Source organism: Pedobacter sp. (genome assembly GCF_035317785.1).
Lineage (GTDB): Bacteria > Bacteroidota > Bacteroidia > Sphingobacteriales > Sphingobacteriaceae > Pedobacter.
This window is the reverse complement of record NZ_DATHGC010000285.1, coordinates 1-21,346: the sequence shown is the minus strand read 5'-3', so window position 1 is coordinate 21,346 and position 21,346 is coordinate 1. Positions and strand designations below refer to the sequence as shown.

Annotated in this window: 26 protein-coding genes; 22 read left to right on the top strand and 4 right to left on the bottom strand. The window is 44.1% G+C overall.

Going from position 1 to position 21,346, the window contains the following annotated elements:
* The 22 genes from VK541_RS17535 to VK541_RS17430 form a co-directional block, all read left to right on the top strand.
* A partial coding sequence (locus VK541_RS17535) for a hypothetical protein (RefSeq protein WP_324371646.1) occupies positions 1-1,054 on the top strand: 1,054 nt, incomplete at its 5' end.
* Between the two features lie 91 nt (positions 1,055-1,145).
* Positions 1,146-1,571 carry a hypothetical protein gene (locus tag VK541_RS17530; protein ID WP_324371644.1) on the top strand — a complete coding sequence of 142 codons (426 nt, stop codon included), beginning with the start codon at positions 1,146-1,148 and terminating at the stop codon, positions 1,569-1,571.
* A 20-nt stretch (positions 1,572-1,591) separates the two neighbouring features.
* The gene (locus tag VK541_RS17525) at positions 1,592-2,866 is read left to right on the top strand and encodes a DUF2586 family protein (protein ID WP_324371642.1); all 1,275 of its coding nucleotides are present in this window, start codon (positions 1,592-1,594) and stop codon (positions 2,864-2,866) included.
* Positions 2,866-3,222 (top strand): hypothetical protein, encoded by a 357-nt coding sequence (locus VK541_RS17520; protein WP_324371641.1) that lies wholly within the window; start codon positions 2,866-2,868, stop codon positions 3,220-3,222. The genes VK541_RS17525 and VK541_RS17520 overlap by 1 nt, the downstream gene beginning before the upstream one ends.
* Before the next feature lie 89 nt (positions 3,223-3,311).
* Positions 3,312-3,650: a hypothetical protein gene (locus tag VK541_RS17515; protein ID WP_324371640.1), complete on the top strand. Its 339-nt coding sequence runs from the start codon at positions 3,312-3,314 to the stop codon at positions 3,648-3,650.
* 262 nt (positions 3,651-3,912) lie between these two features.
* A complete protein-coding gene (locus VK541_RS17510) occupies positions 3,913-4,512 on the top strand; it encodes a DUF6046 domain-containing protein (protein WP_324371639.1) in 600 nt (199 codons plus the stop codon).
* Position 4,513: 1 nt separating this feature from the next.
* Entirely contained in the window at positions 4,514-5,485 is a 972-nt protein-coding gene (locus VK541_RS17505) for a hypothetical protein (protein ID WP_324371638.1), read from the top strand.
* The gene (locus VK541_RS17500; RefSeq protein WP_324371637.1) at positions 5,482-5,961 is read left to right on the top strand and encodes a hypothetical protein; all 480 of its coding nucleotides are present in this window, start codon (positions 5,482-5,484) and stop codon (positions 5,959-5,961) included. The genes VK541_RS17505 and VK541_RS17500 overlap by 4 nt, the downstream gene beginning before the upstream one ends.
* Positions 5,961-6,155 carry a hypothetical protein gene (locus VK541_RS17495; protein WP_324371635.1) on the top strand — a complete coding sequence of 65 codons (195 nt, stop codon included), beginning with the start codon at positions 5,961-5,963 and terminating at the stop codon, positions 6,153-6,155. The genes VK541_RS17500 and VK541_RS17495 overlap by 1 nt, the downstream gene beginning before the upstream one ends.
* Before the next feature lie 2 nt (positions 6,156-6,157).
* Positions 6,158-6,445: a hypothetical protein gene (locus tag VK541_RS17490; RefSeq protein ID WP_324371634.1), complete on the top strand. Its 288-nt coding sequence runs from the start codon at positions 6,158-6,160 to the stop codon at positions 6,443-6,445.
* Positions 6,445-6,801, top strand: a complete 357-nt coding sequence (locus VK541_RS17485; RefSeq protein WP_324371633.1) for a hypothetical protein — start codon at positions 6,445-6,447, stop codon at positions 6,799-6,801. The genes VK541_RS17490 and VK541_RS17485 overlap by 1 nt, the downstream gene beginning before the upstream one ends.
* On the top strand, positions 6,773-7,321 hold the full coding sequence (locus VK541_RS17480; protein ID WP_324371632.1) for a hypothetical protein: 549 nt from the start codon (positions 6,773-6,775) through the stop codon (positions 7,319-7,321). The genes VK541_RS17485 and VK541_RS17480 overlap by 29 nt, the downstream gene beginning before the upstream one ends.
* The gene (locus VK541_RS17475) at positions 7,309-7,596 is read left to right on the top strand and encodes a hypothetical protein (protein ID WP_324371630.1); all 288 of its coding nucleotides are present in this window, start codon (positions 7,309-7,311) and stop codon (positions 7,594-7,596) included. Before VK541_RS17480 ends, VK541_RS17475 begins: the two co-directional genes overlap by 13 nt.
* On the top strand, positions 7,596-8,435 hold the full coding sequence (locus VK541_RS17470; protein WP_324371629.1) for a hypothetical protein: 840 nt from the start codon (positions 7,596-7,598) through the stop codon (positions 8,433-8,435). Before VK541_RS17475 ends, VK541_RS17470 begins: the two co-directional genes overlap by 1 nt.
* Entirely contained in the window at positions 8,428-8,907 is a 480-nt protein-coding gene (locus tag VK541_RS17465; protein ID WP_324371628.1) for a hypothetical protein, read from the top strand. Before VK541_RS17470 ends, VK541_RS17465 begins: the two co-directional genes overlap by 8 nt.
* Positions 8,900-9,706: a hypothetical protein gene (locus tag VK541_RS17460; RefSeq protein WP_324371627.1), complete on the top strand. Its 807-nt coding sequence runs from the start codon at positions 8,900-8,902 to the stop codon at positions 9,704-9,706. Before VK541_RS17465 ends, VK541_RS17460 begins: the two co-directional genes overlap by 8 nt.
* A 6-nt stretch (positions 9,707-9,712) precedes the next feature.
* Positions 9,713-10,249: a hypothetical protein gene (locus VK541_RS17455; RefSeq protein WP_324371626.1), complete on the top strand. Its 537-nt coding sequence runs from the start codon at positions 9,713-9,715 to the stop codon at positions 10,247-10,249.
* 2 nt (positions 10,250-10,251) lie between these two features.
* Positions 10,252-12,573 carry an SGNH/GDSL hydrolase family protein gene (locus VK541_RS17450; protein ID WP_324371625.1) on the top strand — a complete coding sequence of 774 codons (2,322 nt, stop codon included), beginning with the start codon at positions 10,252-10,254 and terminating at the stop codon, positions 12,571-12,573.
* A 9-nt stretch (positions 12,574-12,582) separates the two neighbouring features.
* The gene (locus VK541_RS17445; RefSeq protein WP_324371623.1) at positions 12,583-12,813 is read left to right on the top strand and encodes a hypothetical protein; all 231 of its coding nucleotides are present in this window, start codon (positions 12,583-12,585) and stop codon (positions 12,811-12,813) included.
* Positions 12,800-13,354, top strand: coding sequence for an N-acetylmuramidase family protein (locus VK541_RS17440; protein WP_324371622.1), 555 nt, complete (start codon positions 12,800-12,802; stop codon positions 13,352-13,354). The genes VK541_RS17445 and VK541_RS17440 overlap by 14 nt, the downstream gene beginning before the upstream one ends.
* Before the next feature lie 327 nt (positions 13,355-13,681).
* Complete coding sequence (locus VK541_RS17435) at positions 13,682-14,059, top strand: BlaI/MecI/CopY family transcriptional regulator (protein WP_285059605.1); 378 nt, start codon at positions 13,682-13,684, stop codon at positions 14,057-14,059.
* Entirely contained in the window at positions 14,056-16,101 is a 2,046-nt protein-coding gene (locus tag VK541_RS17430) for a TonB family protein (RefSeq protein ID WP_324371621.1), read from the top strand. Before VK541_RS17435 ends, VK541_RS17430 begins: the two co-directional genes overlap by 4 nt.
* A gap of 102 nt (positions 16,102-16,203) precedes the next feature.
* Here the strand turns inward: VK541_RS17430 and VK541_RS17425 are convergent, their stop codons facing one another.
* From VK541_RS17425 to VK541_RS17410, 4 genes are all read right to left on the bottom strand, one after another.
* Positions 16,204-16,974: a succinate dehydrogenase/fumarate reductase iron-sulfur subunit gene (locus VK541_RS17425; RefSeq protein WP_324371620.1), complete on the bottom strand. Its 771-nt coding sequence runs from the start codon at positions 16,972-16,974 to the stop codon at positions 16,204-16,206.
* Between the two features lie 22 nt (positions 16,975-16,996).
* Positions 16,997-18,976 carry a fumarate reductase/succinate dehydrogenase flavoprotein subunit gene (locus VK541_RS17420; RefSeq protein ID WP_324371619.1) on the bottom strand — a complete coding sequence of 660 codons (1,980 nt, stop codon included), beginning with the start codon at positions 18,974-18,976 and terminating at the stop codon, positions 16,997-16,999.
* A gap of 18 nt (positions 18,977-18,994) precedes the next feature.
* On the bottom strand, positions 18,995-19,675 hold the full coding sequence (locus VK541_RS17415; RefSeq protein WP_324371618.1) for a succinate dehydrogenase cytochrome b subunit: 681 nt from the start codon (positions 19,673-19,675) through the stop codon (positions 18,995-18,997).
* Positions 19,676-19,854: 179 nt separating this feature from the next.
* A partial coding sequence (locus tag VK541_RS17410) for a S1C family serine protease (RefSeq protein WP_324371617.1) occupies positions 19,855-21,346 on the bottom strand: 1,492 nt, incomplete at its 5' end.

The following is a 21,346-nucleotide window of genomic DNA, read 5'->3' as shown; positions in this document are numbered from 1 at the left end:
TGGTGTGCTGTTCGTAATGACAATCGCCGCCTGTTTCTCTTACTTTGGCGGGTTACCGCTCGCTGAAACTTTCCCTCTCGTGGCTGCTGTCGTTATCCTGCTTTCTTGCGTCAAAATGCCGCAGGTTTCCTTTCAGTCAACCATTTACCGTGAGATATGGACGGGCGAGGTAATGAAGTTCGTAACCGCGGCGCTAAAGGACACCTTTTTAGCCGGTATCGCCGACTACTCCAAATATGTTTCTAATGTCGGGGATGAGGCGCAGGCGATACATATATCATCAATGAACGTACTGCCTGAGGTATTGATCAATAACACAACCTACCCAATCGGAATTGCAGATCAGGCCATCGTTGACAAGCTGATCGAGTTGAACAAATACCAGACGGTAGCAACCCCGATCACTGATGATGAAATGTACGCGAGTTCAGTTAAAAAAATGGATTTGGTAAAAGACCGTCACGCTAAGGCAATCTTGAAGACCATGATCAAAATGGCTTTGCACTCGCTTGCCCCTGCAAGTAATACCGCTGCAATGCCAGTACTGATCACTACTGGTGAAAACGATGGTTCTGGAAGGTTAAGAATGACTATGGCTGACATTCTGAATTTAAAAACAAAGGCCGATGATTTGGAGATCGACGAGGCTTCACGCCGGTTGGTTCTGTCTGCCGAGCATGTAAACGATCTGATTTTTGAAGATAAAAAATTGGAGGCTTTCTTCTTTAACAAGACTTCGGGCATCATTCAAAACATCCTGTCTTTTGACATCCACAGCCATATCAGTACACCGTACTACAACCCGGCGACTAAAGTGAAACTGTCTTATGGTGCGACACCGGTAGCGACACCGGGCAGCGAAAGCCGAAAAGCATCGGTATTGTTCTCTATGGACAGGGCTGCTAAAGCAATGGGATGGACTAAGATGTATCTCTCAGAAGCTAAAAACGACACTCAGTTTCAACGCAACCTGGTCAACTTCCGTCAGTACGGCATCGTATTGCCAACTGCTGAAGAACAAAGGGGAGCGATCGTTTCAGGAAACTTTGCATAATCCGGCAATAGGCCAGTAAGGATCAGTTAATCATTTAATCTAAATCTCAGCGGGCGTACGACGCTTACGCCTGCTGACTAAAACATAAACCATGAGTTTCAAAAAAATCATTTTAGAAGTTCCTGCCGAGGGATTCGCAGGCGATACAATCAAACACATCATCACCAAAGCCAACCTAAAAAACCAACCGGAAGAGGCTGCGAAATATGGCTGGAAAGAAGGTGACGAGATCACTGTTGTAAAACCGGTAGCTGACGCGCCGATTGTTGGCAAAAGTGCGGCTACCAAAACCAAGTCAACTTCACCGACCAAGGAAGTTAAGGTGAACGAGAACCCAAACGACGAGAAAGTTTTGTCGATAGCCAAAGGCAACAAAAAAGCTGCCGAGGGGATCGCAACTGCTCAAAATGTCGATGTGGTCTTTGAAAATGACAAGGAAGAGTTTTTTACTTCTGAAAACCTTGCCCGCCTGAGTGTTGGCAACGACAAAAGCAAAATCATAGTTCACACATTCTAATCACCCTAAACGGCAGGTAAATGAACAACGCAGTAGAATTTGATAAGGCCAAACCATCTGACAGCCTCAACTCAGAAGAAACATCCATCAGTGCAATTATTGCCAATGGTGTCGCCGTAGTGGACAAGTTGGTACTTGGTCAGCCTTATGCGATATACAGCCCTGACGATGCCCGTGAACTGGGCATCGATGCCGCTTATGACGCGGCAAATTCAGTGGTTTTGTCTCATCAAATAGATGAGTTTTATAGGGGATGCAGCATTGGTACTAAACTGTACCTGATGGTGGTGGCGAAAGCGATCACTCCAACCCAAATATTTACTGATGGCGGTCTGCTGTATGCCCGCAAATTGGTTGCCTTTGCTCAAGGCGAGATAACCCAACTGGCAATCGCCTACACCGGCGATTGGACTGAACAGGCACCTGAAACCACGACCGACGGTCTGAGTTCAGAGATCAGAGCTTGCTTTGCTTCGGCTCAGGAATTTGCCTTGTGGGCATTTGAGACCGAAAGGCCTTTGCATATCCTGCTTGAAGGCCGCAACTATGGCGGCAATGCCGGTGCGGCCGTTGACCTTAAAGACCTGGTTACCGGTGCGGACATTCCACTTGAAGCGGATAAACTTAGTGTGATCATCGCGCAGGATTATGACTATGCGGAAGGTCTGGCGTTTGCCTCAGGCAAAAAATATGCTTCTGTCGGTCTGGCCCTCGGCATCCTTGCCGGGATCAATGTCAACCAGAATATCGGTGAGGTGGCAACCCTCAACCTGACCAATGCTACCAAAGGGAAGTTTGTAACAGGTGGCCTGAGTTCACACGTAACCGTCGAAGCTGCTGAAGCTTCCCTAGTTACTTTAGATGAAAAGGGCTACATCTTTCCGCGCAAATACACCGGCATTTCGGGCTATCGGTTCAATAATGACCATGTGTGCGCGCCGCAAATCGTAGACAGCGAAGGGGTCATGAATGAAAGCAGCATCGCATACAGCCGCACGATGGATCACGCGGTAAGAAAGTTGAGGGGTGCTTTTACCCCATCAATCAACAGCGTACAGCCGGTAAATGAGGTGGGTAAACTTCCGGTCGGAGTTGTCAAAAGTTTTAACCAGAAAGGTGACGACGTTTTTGACAACCTAGCGGCTAAAGGCTTCATCAGTGCGGGCAAAACCTTTACCGATCCGAACAGTGACCTGCTAACCGGCGAAAAGGCTTTGTTAGTGGATTTCACGCTGCAACCGACCGGCACAATTAACAAGATCAAAGGAACCATCAGTCTTAAAACATCATTATAATGGCTAGAGCAAGAAGAGACGGCAAGGCCTACGATAGTGCCGATGCGCAGATCGTAATAAAAGGGGAACTGTATGACGAGATCACCGAGATCACCTACGGCAACGATCAGGAACATCAGTTAAATCATTCTTTAGGCGTGAACGCTACAAGTTGGAGCAAAGGAAAGATCACTCCTAAGTGTTCAATGACGATGTACATGACTGATTCTGTGCGTCTGGAAAGACAAGGCGGTGGCTCGGTACTTAACCTGAAGCCTTTTGACATTCAGGTCAGCTTCGTGAACGATGACAATGAGATCATCAACGATACTATCGTTGCTAAATTCCAGAATGAAGGCCGCGAGGTAACCGGCTAAATGGGCCTTAAAATTAAATACGACCTGTTCGCTATTTCAGTGAAAACCAACAATTAAACCATATTTAAAACCCTTTTAAAGTCCCAAAAATGAACAAAGAAAAATTACCGGAAGGCATCACACAAGACATGGTTGATGCTGCGAAAACCAAATGGCCGAAAGAAGGCGCAGTTAAATTTGCTGACTTAGAAATGGATGATTACGGCAATATTTTGACTGTACTGGTTCGAAGACCATGCCGAACGGTCATGAGCGAATATAGCAAATGGGAAAAAAATTCGCCCAAGAAAGCAGACGAAACTTTAGTTAAAGCCTGCTTGCTGTCACACAAAGATCAGGTTATGGAAGATGATGACCTATTTATGGCCGCTGTAGATGCAATAGCTAAAATGATTAAAGTAAGGCAGGCTACCCTAAAAAACATTTAACGTCATCGGGTGATGACGACATAGAGTCACCCGATGGCGTTGCCTTTGAAATCAAAGAACTGCTCGATGAATACCCGCCGATTAAGGACGGGGACGAGACGGACGTGTATGATCAGGTTAGGAGGATCAATGCCCAACTCAGCCATTTCATGCATATACCCTTCCCTGAAGATTTGCCGGATGATGTTTGGGCAGAAAAGTACAGGCAGTTTCAATGGCTTGTTGAAAACAATTATTTACCCCTTAAAATGGAGAAAACCAAGTGAGTAACGTAATCGATCTAGGTTCAAGATTAAAAGCAGCTTTCGGCTATGTCGCAAACAACGAAAGTGCGGCTTTAAGGAAACAGCAGTTCGCTAAAGACAATGGGATCGCCGATGCCGGAATCTATATGAACAGCGCTTCTTTCGAGCAAATTACTATCAAAAAGAACGATGTCGAAAAGCTTGTTTTTGGATCGATGATGACCACCCCAACCGGTCTGCAGATTTTTGCGCCGCCACCGATGGTCTCTTTTACCAAAGGCAAAAAATTGGTCATCACCGAGATCGACGGATCGGACGCCGAAGTAGTGGAACGCTATGGTAACAAAAGCACTGAAATTAACATACAAGGGCTACTAGTGGATATGGTAAACCATCAGTACCCAAAAACAGAGGTTAAGACCTTAAACGAGTTCTTTGAATATACTGCCCCCTATGCTGTTGAAGCCGAAATATTTGACGACCTCAATATCAAAAGTATCTACTTTATAGATTTTAATATTGGTGGCGTTGCAGGGTATGCCGATACGATCCAATACACCTTGTCAGCGCGAAGCATAAGGCCGGTTGAGTTCTTCTTTGTAAAAAACAACAATTAAGATGGATCGCCTGCCATATGTCAATATGATTGCCCGCATTACTGTTGGTGAAATCTATTTCGATGACATTACAAGTGTAGAGATCACCGAAAGCGTGACACAGTTAAGTGATGTTGCAACGGTCACCCTTCCAAGGTTCTATAAGCAGCTTGACGGAAAGTTCCCGCTTGACTTTATGAAAGCGGGTGATAAAGTCAAAATTGAATACGGCTACGAAGAAACCGGAATGCAGACTGAGTATGAAGGATACCTCAGGCAGATTTCTGCCGATACCCCTTTGATACTCCAATGTGATCAGCTATACCCGCTTCGCCAAAACAACTTTGTGAAAAGTTACAGGTCTGTTTCGCTTCGACAATTGCTATTGGATGTGACCAAAGGCACCTTCATAAAGAAAGTGGAATGTCCTGATGTGGCGCTTGGAAAATATATAGTAGACAATGCAAGCACCTTTCAGGTACTTGACAGGATCAAAGAACAGTTCGGGTTTTATGCCCGCGTTTCCGGCGATCTGCTGTATTGCGGCTTTGCTTGGGACTGGCGCCCGGCCTTCACTTCCAAACACATTTATTATGTGCAGGGTAACGTGAAGAAAAACGACCTCACATATAAAACCAAAGATGAGTTCAGTGTGCGGGTTCGGGTAAAAATCAGGAACAAAAAGGGAAAAGAAGCCTACATCGAGGTTGGCAGCAAACAAAAGGATGCGACAGTACACACAATCGAATATGCGGCCGACACTGAAAAGGTCGCCAAGGAAATTGCAGAAGCCAGGTTAAAGAAAAGCGTGTACGACGGGTACACCGGAAGTATCACTGGCTTTGGCTTGGTACTGACCAGATCAGGCGATAGTCTCGCCATCATCGATGACAATGAAAGTTACCGTGAAGGCACTTACTTGATTGAGAAAGTAATAAAGTCCTATGGCTCTAACGGAATAGAACGAAAGAATGAATTAGCCTTTAAAATATGAGTTTAGAGGAAACCATACAGCAGTTTTTTGACAAGCAAATGCGGTCAAAAGCGATAAGAACTATCGGGGTCGGAACGGCTACCGAAATACAGGAAAACAGTTGTACGGTGTTAAGGGACGGACAACCTGAACTGTTAGATGTGCGCTTTCACGCTACTGAAGACACGCCCGGAAGTCGCATTGTGGAGATACCGGCAGATCAAAGTAGCGTGATATACGCCATCATTGACAATCAGGAGACCGAGGCCATGATCATCAAGTGCAGCGAGATTGAAAAGGTGATGATGAAAGTCGGAGAACTGGAATATCACATCGATGAAAACGGTGTGATGATCAAATGCGGTAATGACTCTTTAGGATCAGTGATAAGCGGGTTTATAGACGAGGTAAAGAAGATAATAGTAATAAATGGCAGAAGCCCTAATGTGGTGGCTTTAAATGCCCTTAAAGTTAAACTTAACAAGATATTAAAATAATGCCATTAGACACATTAACACTAAAAGCAGCCATCAAAGAGGCTTTCGATTTTGAAAGCGACAAGGATGTAAACCCCGCCGAAGCAAGGGAACGTCAGGCCCATAAAATTGCACTTGCCATCGAGGTATTTGTAAAGAGCGGTCAGGTCAATGTGATAGTCGCAGGTACAGCAGGAACCGGAAACGTGATATAGCTATGAGAACCGATTTACTACTTGAGGAAAACTTTGACCTGATCGACAATGGTACCGAATGGGCAGAAAGTGCAAGCGATCAGCAGCATGTACAACTTTTGATGATTCTGAATAAGGGTGAGTTAAAAGAGTTTCCCTTTGTGGGCTTTGGTGCTGAAAGACGGCTGCTTGCCATTTTCGATAAAAACAGGATCACAAGGGATATTAAGGTAGAGCTTGAAAATGACGGGTATAGTGGTGCTACCGTCGACACCGGCAACAGGCTTGAAGACTTAAAAATTGAAATATAATGTTAAACACAACGGAAATTTTAACCCTTGCTATCGGAATAGGGGGTTTTATCACTGCCCTGATCACGGCGGCGGCTAACAAGAAGAAGACATCCGCAGAGGTTCAAAATATTGTCTCTGACACCTATGGAGATATTATTTCAATGCTCAGGGAACAAGGAAAAATCAATGCCGAGCAGATCACGGCCCTGATGCAAAAGGATGTAGAAAACCAAAAGCTCATCAATGAGTATAAAAAAGACATTGAACGGTACCGGATCGGTGAAAAGGAACTGCTTAAACGGGTGAAAGAATTAGAAGGCGAAATCGATAAACTTAAATCATACAATGAAAACATATCAAAACTTGTCCCTTAGTCTGGTTGCGCTGCTCGTCGCCTTAATGGTTTTTAGTTGCGGTACCCGTAAAGTATCGACTTCTAAATCAAAGACGAGTGAGCGTACCGAAAAGGCATCCGTTGTCAAAGATTCTACAAGCGTGTCGGCAACCCGTACGGATATGTCTGTGCTCAATACAACTCAAAAAGAGAATAGCCAGGTCAGTGAAGATCAGCAGTACAGTGTGACCGCTGATAGTGCCACTTATTATCCGGCCACTGGCGGCATCACATTTAAAGGTAACGTAAAAATTAACGGGTCTAAAAAGAAACAAAGCAACCTTGATCGCTCCATTGATCAGCAGCTTGCTGTTGATCTTGCCGATACCTATCAGGCCGGTGAGCTAAAAGACAGTTCAGGGTTTGAAACATCGGATAAAACTGCCCAGTCCAGTAAAAGGAATTCCGACAGGGATAATAGTTTTAGTTACTGGTGGTTGCTTGGAATACCGGTAGCAATTTTAGGAATCCTGACACTTAGAAGAGCATGGAAATCGTAGTAGATCAAGGGCAGTCTTTGTTTGATGTTGCTGTACAGCATTGCGGCAGCACATCAGCCGTTTTTGACATCGCCGTATTAAATGGCCTTTCAATTACCGATAAGCTGCTGCCCGGCACTACGCTTTTAATCCCTGCGCCTGTTGATTCAGGCCTCGTGCAATATTTTTTAATTAACGGCTTTATCCCGGCAACCGACCTTACTGAGGCAGGCGAAATAATAATCCCTGATGGAATTGACTATTGGGCAATTGGAATCGATTTTATTGTATCATAATGGCACAAACTATAGAATACTGGCAAAACATCATCATCGGTCAGCTTACTGCAAACGGGATCACCGTTAGCGGCAGCAGAACAAGCATTCGCAGGATTTGGACGTATGTTGTCGCGTTTTGCGTCTGGTCGCTTGATGTCGTATTTGATCTCCACAAAACTGAGGTGTCGGCCGTGCTTTCTGACCTAAAGCCTCATACCCTGAGGTGGTATAAAAACAAAGGCTTAGCTTTTCAATACGGTCACAACCTGATTACTGACAGTGACCAGTATGACAATACCGGTTTCACCGATGAGCAGATCGAAGAAAGTAGGATCATTAAGTATGCCGCTGTCATTGAAACCGAAAACGAAAGCCGGGTCATTCAAAAGATCGCCACTGAGCTTGACGGCGTTCGTCAGCCGCTAAGCCCTGAGCAATATGCTGCTTTCGCTGCTTACATGACCGAGGTCAAAGACGCCGGTGTAAAACTGACCATCATTAACTTTCTGCCCGATCGCCTTTACCTTTCCATTCAGATATTTTACAATCCATTGGTTTTGGATGCGGAGGGTAACAGCATACTCGACGGCGGCAAGCCTGTTGAGGCTGCGATACTGGATTACATGGAAAACGGCCTTGACTTTAACGGCGAACTGGTATTGGCTCACCTGATCGACAGGCTACAGCAGGTAAATGGCGTCGTGATCCCGAACCTGATCAGCGCGGAAACCAGTTGGGTAGACGGGGAAACCGAAGACTATGGGGATATACAGATCATTGATGTAAAAAAGATTCCTGAAAGCGGGTATTTCGAGATAGTAAATTTTGAGAATATAACCTACGTACCAAATGTTTGACAGGGCCTTTAATATCGATTTTGACAGGTTGGCGTCGCTGATCATCCCGCCCATAGTAAGGCAGTTAAACCTATTGCTATGGCTACGGTCGCTTATAGCGCCTTTAAAGATTGTTTACGGCCAGTTTAATGCAGGCAGGTCAGCGAATCTTTACAACCTTGATCACAATAGCCAGGTGTGCCGGATGCGCAAAATGTTAAATGATGCCTTTGATCCCGGCTTACGCAGGATCAGGATAGGCGAAGGCAACCAGTTCGACCGGCAATATATCTACACACATGTCGAAGAGCAGCCGAAATATTTAGGGGTGATGTACCTGAGGCAAAGAAGCGACTACGCTGATACCGGTGTCGATTTCAGGGTGATCATACCCGATGGCTTTGATCTTCCGGCAGTGATCTTCCAAATGAGGGCAGCAATTGATTTTTATAAACTAGCAAGTAAACGCTACAAAATACAATACGATGAATAAAACGAATTTTATACTAACCGGTGGTTTCCCGCTTGAACTCGAAACACTCGACTTCATGCAAAAGTCTTGGCAGGAATTACAGGCCATGACAGCCTTTGGTGGCGACAACGTGATTGTCTCAGGGTGTAATGTTGTCGGGGCAAATGTCTCTGACGGTTTTGTGATCATAGGTGGCGAACTTTTGTCGTTCAGGGGTGGCCTTGCTCAGGCTAAGGTGGTGATCAAAGAAGAAACCTTTCCTACTGAATTTCAGAATGGCAGTTTCAATAATGCTTACCTGACCCGTTATGCGACATTCGGTAACAGCCTGCCAAATGTGCTATTTGCTGATTTGGTGCGCCTTTCTGACCTTAAAAGTCTTAGCGCGCTAGTTTCCCGCGTAAATAAATTAGAAACGCTTACAGCGCCTTTAAATGTAGCAAACGGTTCTATGCTGTTCTGGCGAAAACCCGCCAACACAATTCCGGCCGGTTGGCAGGAAGTCATAGACTGGCGCGGCCGTATGCCGGTAGGCTTTAACCCTGCTGATGTTGACTTTGATACGGTTGGTGAAGCAGGCGGCTCTAAGACCCATCAGAACACGCTTGCCGAAATGGTGCCGCATGATCACCCATACGATGACACACAACCAAACGGCGGCACTGACTTCGGCAATGGGAGTACAAGGTTCAGTTATACCCAAACTCAGACAGTTGGGAAAACAACCGGAAAGACCGGCGGCGTTGCGAATTCGGCTCAACCTTACAGTATCATGAACCCGTACCGAATTGTCATGTTTATCGAACCTATACCAGCATAATAGCATATGGCAACTTTAGCACAAATTAAAAACTGGTTTAAAACTGGTTTAAAACCTACTCAACAGCAGTTCTCAGATACATGGGATAGCTTTTGGCATAAAAGTCAAACCATACCAACGACTAGTATTGAAAACCTTGACGGCAGATTCGATGATAAAGCTGATCAGGATGCTTTCGTAAACCATGTTGATGATCTCGATGCGCATGGGATTACAGATCGTCTACAATCATTAGCCGCCACTATCCCAGAAATAAGTGATCATGAAGTCGCGCCCGATAAGAGTTGGAGTAGTCAGCAAATTGTGGCGTATATCGGTAGTTATGGTGACTTTCACACTACTGATGAAGGTCAGGTAACCATGTTAATACCGCATGGTTTGGCCGGCGTTCCTACTTACTGGAATGTGCGGGGTATAAATGCCGCCGCCGTAAGCTTAGGCATTGCAGGCGAATCGGCAGACGCTACCAATATCATCATCACCCCTGTTTTAACCAATAATGATCACGTCGATTTAATTTATTTATGGAACGCAAAAATTTAAATATGAAACAATCAATTAGAATGGCACTATTGTGCCTTTTACCTGTTACTACCTTTGCTCAGATTGGGGTAAGGAAGTCCGATACTGCTTTAGTGACGGTTATAGACGGTCATCAACAGGTATTCAAAACTGACGACTACTATAAAAAGCAACTGGATTCTAAGCTTAAAACGAATTACCTGACTTATTATGGTGGTTTAGCAAATGGAGTATTTGATAATACTGCTGCTTTCGCTTTAGCAAAAACAGCGATTGGCACAAAAAAACCGATCTATTTCCCGCAAAATGGGACAGGTGACGCCGTTTATTATTTCACAACATCCCCGAGTTTTTCAGGTTACATGATTGCCGCAGATGAAGGCGTTAAGATCAGTGTGCCAACAACCAACTTCATCACCTTCAACACGTCCAGTTTCCTGACGAAAATTCAAATCATAAGCAGGGATCGGAATAATACTGGTCAGGCTCTGTCAAATTCGGCGATACCGGATATATTATTGCCGCTGGCGAACTTAGATAAGACCGAACAGCTTACTGATCTGGTAAGCATAGACGGTGCTTATTTTAAGAAAAGACTATATAATATTGCCTCAAATACATTTGTAACTGGCGCAACAAGTACGGCTACTACTACACAGATCACGTGGTCTAATGCAAGTGTTGCGGCCAGTGCTTCGGCTGACAGCTTGACCTTTGATGTTGCCGTTCAGCCTGCGGTGCCAGGCGTTGAATATTCAGCCGCTTTAACGACTTCTGCAAATGCTACAGGAGGCCGAGGCGGTATCTTTGTACAGGCATCAGGCGAATGGGTCTTTTTTGGTTTAAGTCAGACAGGATATAAGTTAATTAGCAAGAAAACAGCTACACCGGCAACATACACCTATATTACCAATAAGGTTTCAGGCGCGTACACCCTAAGTACCACTGCACAACCAGAAGTATCTGTACGGTTCGTGTCAGATACGGTTGTTGAGTTTTATGTGAACGGATACAAGGTTTATACCTACAAAATGGCAAGTTATGTGACTGATGTTGGATTTGGTTTCAATCGGTCGTTAAATGTCGCAGGCTTTCAAAATGCTTATAATTTCACTTCGGCTACTTCAACCAATCGTGTTTCTGGCGGTGTCTTAAAGTTGGGTATTTTTGGTGATTCTATCAGTTATGGTGAAGGTTCGTCCTTTAGTTGGGTTGATTTGATTAAAAAAATTCTTATCGGAAGAAATGGAATCTCCGATGTGCAAACAACTAATTATTCCATTTCCGGACAAAAGGCGGCTCAACAATACACCTTACTCAGCACTACAAACGTTTCGGGATTTGATTATACTCTGGTTTTGGTAGGAACGAACGATGCGACAACCTTAGATGCTGACTTTCGGGTATCCATACAAGACATTATAACTAAGATCAAGTCCGACGGAAGCATCCCAATTATTGGTGTATACCCAATGACAATCAATAGCGAATCAACAGGCATAGGGTTCGGTACTGGGACTGCTTATGCTATGGGAGGGATACATAGAACTTCGATAAAACAATTGTGTGCAGTAAACGGCGTTCTTATGGCAGACGCACTGGGCTTTATGGGTGAGGTAGGTGCCTCGAATAAACAAACAAGGGATAATGTACATCCCGAAACATTCTTTCAGGCTACTATCGCTAAAGCGTTTGCAACAGCGTTGTTATCGGATAAGCAAAAGGTTGTCAACTCGATAAGGACGACGAATGGATTAGGACTTTTCTCAGGGAGCAGGTACAATTCTTTTGTTGGCATGCAAGCATTTAACAGCACTAAAGACACTGTTAATTCTCAGATTTTATTGCAGAACAGTAATGGTAGTGTTGCGGTAGACTACACTGGGACTTTTTCACTAAGAGTTGGTGCTAATCTTAATACACTAAGACCATTTATATCTGATAAATTTGGTCAAATCGGCATCAATGCCACGCCGGTGACAGGCAGTAGAATGTCTTTCATTGAAACCGCAATGATTCCTGTGAGTTTGAACGTTCAGTCTGGTCAAAAAGCCTTAAAGATAGTGGGCGCCGCAGGTTTGCCTGCTTACGTAGTGCCTCTTTCTTCCGGTGAGCTGACTTTTCAAAATGACCTCTCTGCCGAGACATTTAGGATAGGGGGAAACGGCGACATAACAGCAGCAGGGAAGTCTAAAAGCACTCAATACATATTGTCCGATCTTAACACATCCCCATTGTCGGCTACCGATACCGGAACAAAAGGAGAAATAAGGGTGACGGCCGGTTTTATTTATGTATGCACGGCCGCTAATACATGGGTAAGGACAAGTTTAACAACGTGGTAGTTAATTATTATGAAAGAGTTAAAAAACATTCAATTTTCACACGTATTCAGTTTAGTTCTGACCGTTGGCATATTTAGCTATTTTTTCTTTGGTTCACATGATGCAGGCACAACAGCCACATGTAAAGACGTGCTGTTAGCTGTTGTGTTTTACTTCTTTGGAAGCAGTGCAGGGAGCCGCAGGAAGTCCCAAACAATTGATAGTGTAATTGATAAAAGCAAACCAAATGAATCTATCTAAAGATCAAATAACGGAAATAGCCAGGTCCATAGGCGTTGATTACGCTTCTTTAATGGCCTTCATATCGGTCGAAAGTGGTGGTTTAGGTTTTATTAATGGCCGAATCGTCATTCAGTTTGAACCTTCGTGGTTTAAAAAGAATGCGCCTTATGCCCCGTCTGGACAATGGAGCGTAAACAAAGTTGAAGGTCAGGTAAAAGAATACGCGGCCTTTAGTGAAGCATTTCACTTAAATAAAAATGCGGCAATGAAATCTACCAGTTGGGGACTCGGGCAAATTATGGGCTTTCACTATGCTTTATTAGGCTATAAGACAGTTGACGAAATGGTCGACGATTTTAAAAAGGGCGATTATCAACAGGTTATGGGGATTGCTAAGTTCATTAAAGGTACGCCCGCTTTATTAAAAGCCCTGAGAGCAAAGAACTGGCATTTGGTGGCAGTCTATTACAACGGTTCGGGATATAAAGCCTTAGCGGCTAAATATGGTCGTGAGCCATACGATTTAAGTATGCAGAAAGCCTACGCCAGATACACATAACATTATAGAACAATTACTCTATAAGTAATCATTATAGAGTAATTCTTAAACTAAATTTAAAAGGGCTTTAATTATCTATTAAAGCCCTTTTAAATTTTCGGTGGGTTAGGCACAATGCATAACTTTTTGGAAATTTGGTTTTCAATTTGTGGCAATTTGGTTTTGGCGATTATACAAGCGGCACTTCAAATAAGCTTCCCAAAAAATAAATCACTAAATATTTTGAAAACTAAAATATTAGTTATAAGTTTATACTAAGATCTTAGTTATACCAGAATATTGCGCAGTATTCGGGGTAACGCAAACACTAAAACTAAAACAAGAAAAATGGAGATTAAAGATTTAACAAAGGCAGAAGAACAGATCATGCAAATCGTATGGCAATTGGAGCGGGGATTCGTTAAAGACGTAATGGACCACCTACCTGAGCCAAAACCGGCATATAATACGGTTTCTACCATCATCCGCATTCTGGAAGTAAAAGGGTTCATTGCCCATGAAGCTTTCGGGAAAGCCCACAAATACTACCCTGTGATCAGCAAGGAGGACTACAAACGCCATGCTACAGAAAAACTATTGGGTGGATACTTTGAAAATTCAGTGGAGAGTATGTTCTCATTCTTCGTTAAAGAGGAAAAACTGGACCTGAGCGATGTGGATGAAATTCTTAAAATGATTAACAAAATTAAAAACAGACCAAGATGAACTGGGCACATTACATCCTGCAAGTCAATATTTACTTAATTGTATTTTATGGCTTTTATAAGTTGTTGTTAGACAAAGAAACTTATTTCAATCTCAACAGGATCTACCTGATCTCTGCAGGGATACTTTCTCTTGCTATTCCTTTTCTCAGGTTTGAATGGTTTACTACACAGCCTGTGGCACAGCCTGTGTATATTGGGGTTGATCAGCTCAGCGAGCTCATGACCCAGGTGTCCATTGTACGGGATGCTCCGGATAAAATCAATGCCGGCAGTATAATGGTAGCCCTGTATCTTTTGGGGGTATCGGTCTTTATCGTAAGGTTTATCGTCCAGTTGTATGCAGTGCACAGACTTTTAAAGAGAAAAGAAAGCGGTTCGGCTTTTTCATTTTTCAACAGGCAGGTAGTAGACTATCAGCTCCCTCAAATGCAGGTCATTCAGCGGCACGAGGAAATCCACATCCGGCAGCTGCACTCAGCAGATGTATTATTTTTTGAGGTGCTTGGCATACTGACCTGGTTCAATCCGGTCATTTACCTGTTCAAAACAACGATCAAGAATATCCACGAATACCTGGCGGATGAAGAGGCTGCCAAATTTCAGGGGGATAAGGAGCAGTACGCCATGCTCTTAATGAGCAATGCGCTCGGTGTAGCTCCAAGTACACTAATCAACGGATTTTTTAACAAATCACTACTTAAAAAAAGAATTTTCATGTTATATAAAGAAAGATCAAGGAAAGTCGCCATTCTAAAATATGGCCTTTTCGTACCGCTATTTGCTATAGCGCTTGTGGCCTCCTCGGCTACAATACGGAACAACGAAAACATTAAGGAGATGGCTAACGACATTCCATTAGGAAAACCGCTGGAGGCCGTAAAAGAGGTGGTAGAGCAGGCTATAACAGCAGTTCCCGCCATCGATACGAAACAATCTCCAAATAAATCCAACACCAAAAATGCCCTTCGGGAAAAAACCGCGGTGGCTACCCCTGGCGCAGACTGGGAGCCATTTTACAAGTTTTTGATGCGCGCCATTCGATACCCGGCAGCGGCACAGGAAATTAATCTGCAAGGCCAGACTGCCATTAAGTTTACTGTAAAAAATGGTATTCTGGAAGGGCTAGGCATCGTGCCTAAGCCACTTGGGTATGGTCTTGAACCTGAGGTCATGCGGGTTATACTAACCTATAAAGACTTTACCGGCAGCCCTGATGGGAACTACATCATTCCTGTTTCCTTCTGGCTTTCGGATACCCCATCTGAGCAAAAAGCAAAAGAAGCTGATTTAAAATTAGATGGATACACGATGTTGAGCAAGGTGATTATACGCGGTTATGGAAAGAAACCAATTACAGGAAGCACTGTATCGCTCAATCAAGTCAATGTAAAAGCAGACGAAAGCGGCCAGGTTTATGACTTCGTATCATTGGAAAGCCAGCCTACCTTTCAGGGAGGTATGAGCCAGTTTTATGCCTATGTGCAAAAAAGCATTAAGTATCCGCAGGAAGCAAGGGACAAAAAAATCCAGGGTAAAGTATTTTTGTCGTTCGTAGTGGAAACTGATGGCGGATTGTCTGACATCAAAGTGGAAAGAAAACTGGGAGGTGGCGCGGATGAAGAAGCTGTACGTGTATTGGAAGAAAGTCCGAAATGGGTTCCGGGTACTCAGAACGGGCAAAGAGTACGTGTAAAGTACAATATACCAATCAGTTTCTCTTTAACACCTGGCACAGATGCGTTTGGAATGACAAAAGGCCTGTCTATCAATAAAGCAGGCAACGGCTCTATAATAATCGGCAATCCTAAGAGCGAGACCCCTCCCCTTTATATTATAGATGGTGTAAAGCTAAAGCCTTCTGAAGTTGCATTGAGTAATGTAAAGCAGGAAGACATCGCTAGTGTAGAAGTTTTTAAAGATGCAACTGCAATAAAGCTATATGGTGACGAAGGAAAGTACGGAGTAATAAAAATTACCACCAAACAAGCAAAAACCGCTAAGCCTGCAGAAGAGAAAAAGACAGACAAGAAAGAAAATTAATACGCTCAACATCTAATCTACGTTCTTATTACACGCAAAGGCCCCCGATATGAATATCGGGGGCCTTTGCGTGTAATTCCCTTGTCTCGTAGTATAAAACTATTAAATATCTTCCTCAGATACAAATTTTGCAGAATAAAAATCTCTGTTCATCCTGGCGATGTTTTCCAGTGATATCCCTTTGGGGCACTCTGCTTCGCATGCTCCGGTATTGGTACAGTTGCCAAATCCCTCTGCATCCATCTGGGCGACCATGCTCTGTACCCTTCTGTAACGTTCAGGCTGACCCTGGGGTAATAAAGCCAGCTGAGAGATCTTCGCAGATACAAACAGCATCGCAGATGCATTTTTACAGGTGGCTACACAAGCACCGCAGCCAATACAAGCTGCAGCCTCGAAAGCGGCATCAGCCTGGTTTTTTGGAATCGGAAGTGCGTTTGCATCCTGGGCATTACCGGTATTGACCGAAATGAAACCCCCGGCCGCAATCACCCTGTCGAATGCAGTACGGTCTACTGTTAAGTCTTTAATGACCGGAAATGCCTTTGCTCTCCACGGCTCTACCACAATGGTATCACCGTCTTTGAACGAGCGCATGTGCAGCTGACAGGTAGTTACCAGGTCCTTTGGTCCATGCGGACGGCCGTTAATAAACATTGAACACGAACCGCAAATACCTTCACGGCAATCGTGATCAAATACAATTGGCTCTTCGCTTTTATTGATCAGCTGTTCATTCAGCACATCGAACATTTCCAGAAAAGACATATCAGGCGAAATATCCGACAACTTGTAATCGACCAAAGCACCTTTGGTTTTGTTATTTTTTTGACGCCATACCTTCAGCGTTAAATTCATATTTCCTGTACTCATAATATTGAGATTTTAGTACTTGCTATTTATAACTTCTTTGTGCAACCTTAATGTTTTCAAACTTCAGCTCTTCCTTATGCAGGTCAAAGTTTACACCCTCTTTAAACTCCCAGGCCGCAACGTATGCATAGTTCTCATCGTCCCGCATCGCTTCGCCTTCTTCTGTTTGGTATTCCTCACGGAAGTGGCCTCCGCAGCTTTCATTACGATTTAAGGCATCAATACACATCAGCTCACCCAGTTCAATGAAATCAGCTACACGCCCTGCTTTTTCCAGTTCGGTATTTAATTCATCGCTCGTTCCGGGTACACGCACATCTCTCCAGAACTCTTCACGCAGTGCCCTGATCTCCAGTATGGCTTCGTTCAGGCCTTTTTCATTACGGGCCATTCCGCATTTTTCCCACATAATGTGCCCCAATCTTTTATGGAAGTGGTCTACAGATTTGGTTCCTTTGATATTGATCAAGGTATCCAGAATTCCTTTTGCCTTAGCTTCAGCCTCAGTAAATGCCGGATGATCCGTAGGGATAGCTTTAACTGAAATCTCTTTAGACAAATACTGGCCTATGGTATAAGGAAGAACAAAATAGCCGTCCGCCAAGCCCTGCATTAAAGCAGATGCACCCAAACGGTTGGCACCATGATCTGAGAAATTAGCCTCACCGGCACAGTACAGACCCGGCACAGTGGTCATCAGGTTATAATCTACCCAAAGACCACCCATGGTATAGTGAACTGCAGGATAGATCCGCATTGGTGTTTCATAAGGATTTTCGCCGGTAATCTGCGCATACATGTCAAAAAGGTTACCATATTTTTCTTTGATCACTTCAGTGCCCAAACGCATACAGGTTTCCTTGTCGGGGTTGTGATTCCCCATTTTGGAAGCCTCTATTTTACCATAACGTTCTGTATTGGCTTTGAAATCCAGGTATACCGCAAGTTTAGAAGCACCCACACCATAACCGGCATCACAACGCTCTTTAGCTGCCCTTGAAGCCACGTCACGCGGCACCAGGTTACCAAAAGCAGGGTAACGGCGCTCCAGGTAATAATCTCTTTCATCTTCAGGGATCTCAGAAGCTTTACGTGTATCGTCTTTCTTTTTAGGCACCCAGATCCGTCCGTCATTACGTAATGATTCAGACATCAGGGTCAGCTTACTCTGGTGGTCTCCCGAAACCGGGATACAGGTAGGATGGATCTGTGTGTAACAAGGGTTGGCAAAATATGCACCTTGCTTGTGAGCCTTCCAGGCCGCAGTAACATTGCTGCCCATTGCGTTTGTCGAAAGATAGAATACGTTTCCATAACCACCGGTTCCTAAAACTACTGCGTGACCGAAATGACGTTCCAGTTCACCTGTAATCAGGTTACGGGCAATGATACCACGAGCTTTACCGTCAATTTTAACCACTTCAAGCATTTCATGGCGGGTATACATTTCTACTTTACCCATACCGATCTGGCGCTCCAAAGCAGAATATGCACCCAGCAACAATTGCTGACCAGTCTGTCCGGCAGCGTAAAAAGTCCGCTGCACTTGTGTACCACCGAATGAGCGGTTGTCCAGTAAGCCGCCGTACTCTCTGGCCAAAGGTACACCCTGTGCCACACATTGATCTATAATGTTTGCACTTACCTCTGCCAAACGGTGTACGTTGGCTTCACGTGAACGGTAATCACCACCTTTAATGGTATCATAAAATAAGCGATAAGTACTATCGCCGTCATTCTGATAGTTTTTGGCTGCATTGATACCACCCTGGGCCGCTATAGAGTGCGCCCTTCTCGGTGAATCCTGGAAACAAAAACATTTTACTTTATAGCCCATCTCAGCTAAAGTTGCGGCTGCGGATGCCCCTGCAAGACCTGAACCCACAACGATTACTTCTATGCTTCTTTTATTCGATGGATTAACCAAAGGGACAGAAGACTTAAATTTAGTCCACTTTCCTGTTAACTCGCCTTCAGGTATATTTGAATTCAATTCTGACATAATCTTTTCTTTCTAAAATTATTTAATACAACCCAGGTACATTGCAACAGGCATCGAAGCGAAGATCAGGGAGATCAGTATGGAGAACCAAGCTCCAACCGACTTAATAAGAGGGGTATATTTTTTATGGTTCCAGCCCAATGTCTGAAATGCTGAAGCAAAGCCATGCAGCAGATGATAAGCCAGTGAAACCATTGCCAGTACATAAAGCAATACCAGCCATGGATTTTTAAAAGTCTCTACCATTACTGCAAACAAATCATGGTTGCCATTTACATCTTCAGTAGGAATACCTGTAAACCGGGACATTACCCAAAATTTAGAAATGTGGACGATCAGGAAGATCAGCAGCAACGTACCCAGCAGACCCATTGAGCGGGAATACCATTTGCTGTTCGCCGCTCCATTATTCACCGTATACCTTTCAGGTCTTGCTGCACGGTTTTGTGCCCAAAGTCTGAAACCCTGAAAAACATGGGCAAGCAGGCCTGCGAACAGGACGATCTCCATTGCCCGGATGATCCAGTTGGTACCCATAAAGTGGGCGCCCATATTGAAAGTTAAACCACCATCATTGACGTAGATCAGGGCATTAATAAAACAATGCACCAATAAAAATGAGATGAGAAACAGGCCGGTGATACCCATTATTAATTTTTTTCCAATTGATGAGGAAAAAGCATTTCCGAAACTAGCCATTCGTATTTTATTTTTTAATTCTGTTGTGCAAAAGTATTTAATAAAAGAATTAATTTGTAAATCCCAAACATAAAATGCACACAATTAACTTATTTAGAAACATTCTATGATTACATTGGAATGATAAATAAAAAAGGGGACAATATAAATTGTCCCCTTTCCTTAAATATCAAATAAACTTAGTTCACACTATAGGTGAAAGTACCCTGAGGACCCACTCCCGTAATGGTAGTCATTCCATTTCTGGAGTTTGGCAAAGCAGTCTCTACATCTTTAGAGCTATTTACCGGTTGTCCATTTACAGAAGTGATCACTACGCCTTTGGGAACTTCCCAGGCATCAAACAACTTTCCCTGTTCAATTCCTGTGACGATCACGCCGCTCTTTACACCAAATTTAGCTTTAAGTGCCGCAGAAGCAGGTGCAAATGAGGCTCCAAGTCTATCAAAACTGGCGCCTGTAGGCTTATTTGCTGCTACAGCCGGCTTTGTCACATCCTTGGTTTCCCCCTTTAGGGTAACATTTACGTTCTTCAACTGGCCTTCTCTCAAATAAGTAAGTTGTACTTTATCACCAGGGCTTAACCGTCCGATTTTTTCCTGAAGATCAGGTGAGTCATAGATCTCCACATCACCTACTTTTTTAATGATGTCACCTTTTCTCAAACCTGCAGCAGCTGCGCCGCTGTTGGGCAGAACTTCCGATACATATAGTCCTGAAATGTCTTTCACCTCCAGTTTTTCTGCCTGGTCGGCATCAAGAGGAACAAAGGACACGCCGATATAACCCCGTTTCACCGCTCCGTATTTCTTGAAATCATCCAGGATCTTTTTAGCCAGGTTCACAGGAATTGCAAAACCATAACCGACGTTCATGCCAGTTTGCGAAGCGATCGCCGCATTGATACCGATCAGCTCACCGTTGGCATTAATCAAAGCACCACCACTGTTTCCAGGGTTAATGGCTGCATCAGTTTGTATATATGATTCTATGCTGCTATTGGTAGGTATCTTACCTGTTCTCTGGTATTCTTCATAATCTTCTTCAGTCGGCTGGCTTCTGGCCAGAATACCAATACTGCGTGCTTTAGCGCTTACAATACCTGCGGTAACCGTAGTTTGCAGATCCAGCGGAAAACCTACTGCCAGTACCCATTCACCAATCTGAACATTATCAGAATTTCCCATTTTAACAACAGGCAGGTTGTTTGCATCCACTTTGATCAGTGCAAGATCCGTATTCGGGTCTTTACCGATAACTGTTGCACTCACCTTGCGCCTGTCAGACAAGATCACTTCGATCTTACTCGCGTTCTCAACCACGTGGTTGTTGGTCACAATATAACCATCAGGAGTTAAGATCACACCTGATCCCGATGCCGCTCTCGGAGTACGCTGCATCCTCCGGCCGCCACCGCCGCCAAAGAAATCCTCAAACATATCTCCGAACGGAGAAGCACCATCATCGCTCGATTTATTTCCATAAGAAGTCCTGATGTGTACTACTGCAGGAGAAACCGCTGCTGCCGCTTCCACAAAATCTACAGCACCTGCCGAAGATATCTTGGGATTGCTCGCAAAAAGCACTTTCTGCTGTTCCGTAAACGACAATCCATCGTCATGACGCTCTAGCATCTTGTAGCCGCCAATAGCAGCTGCACCACCTATAAAT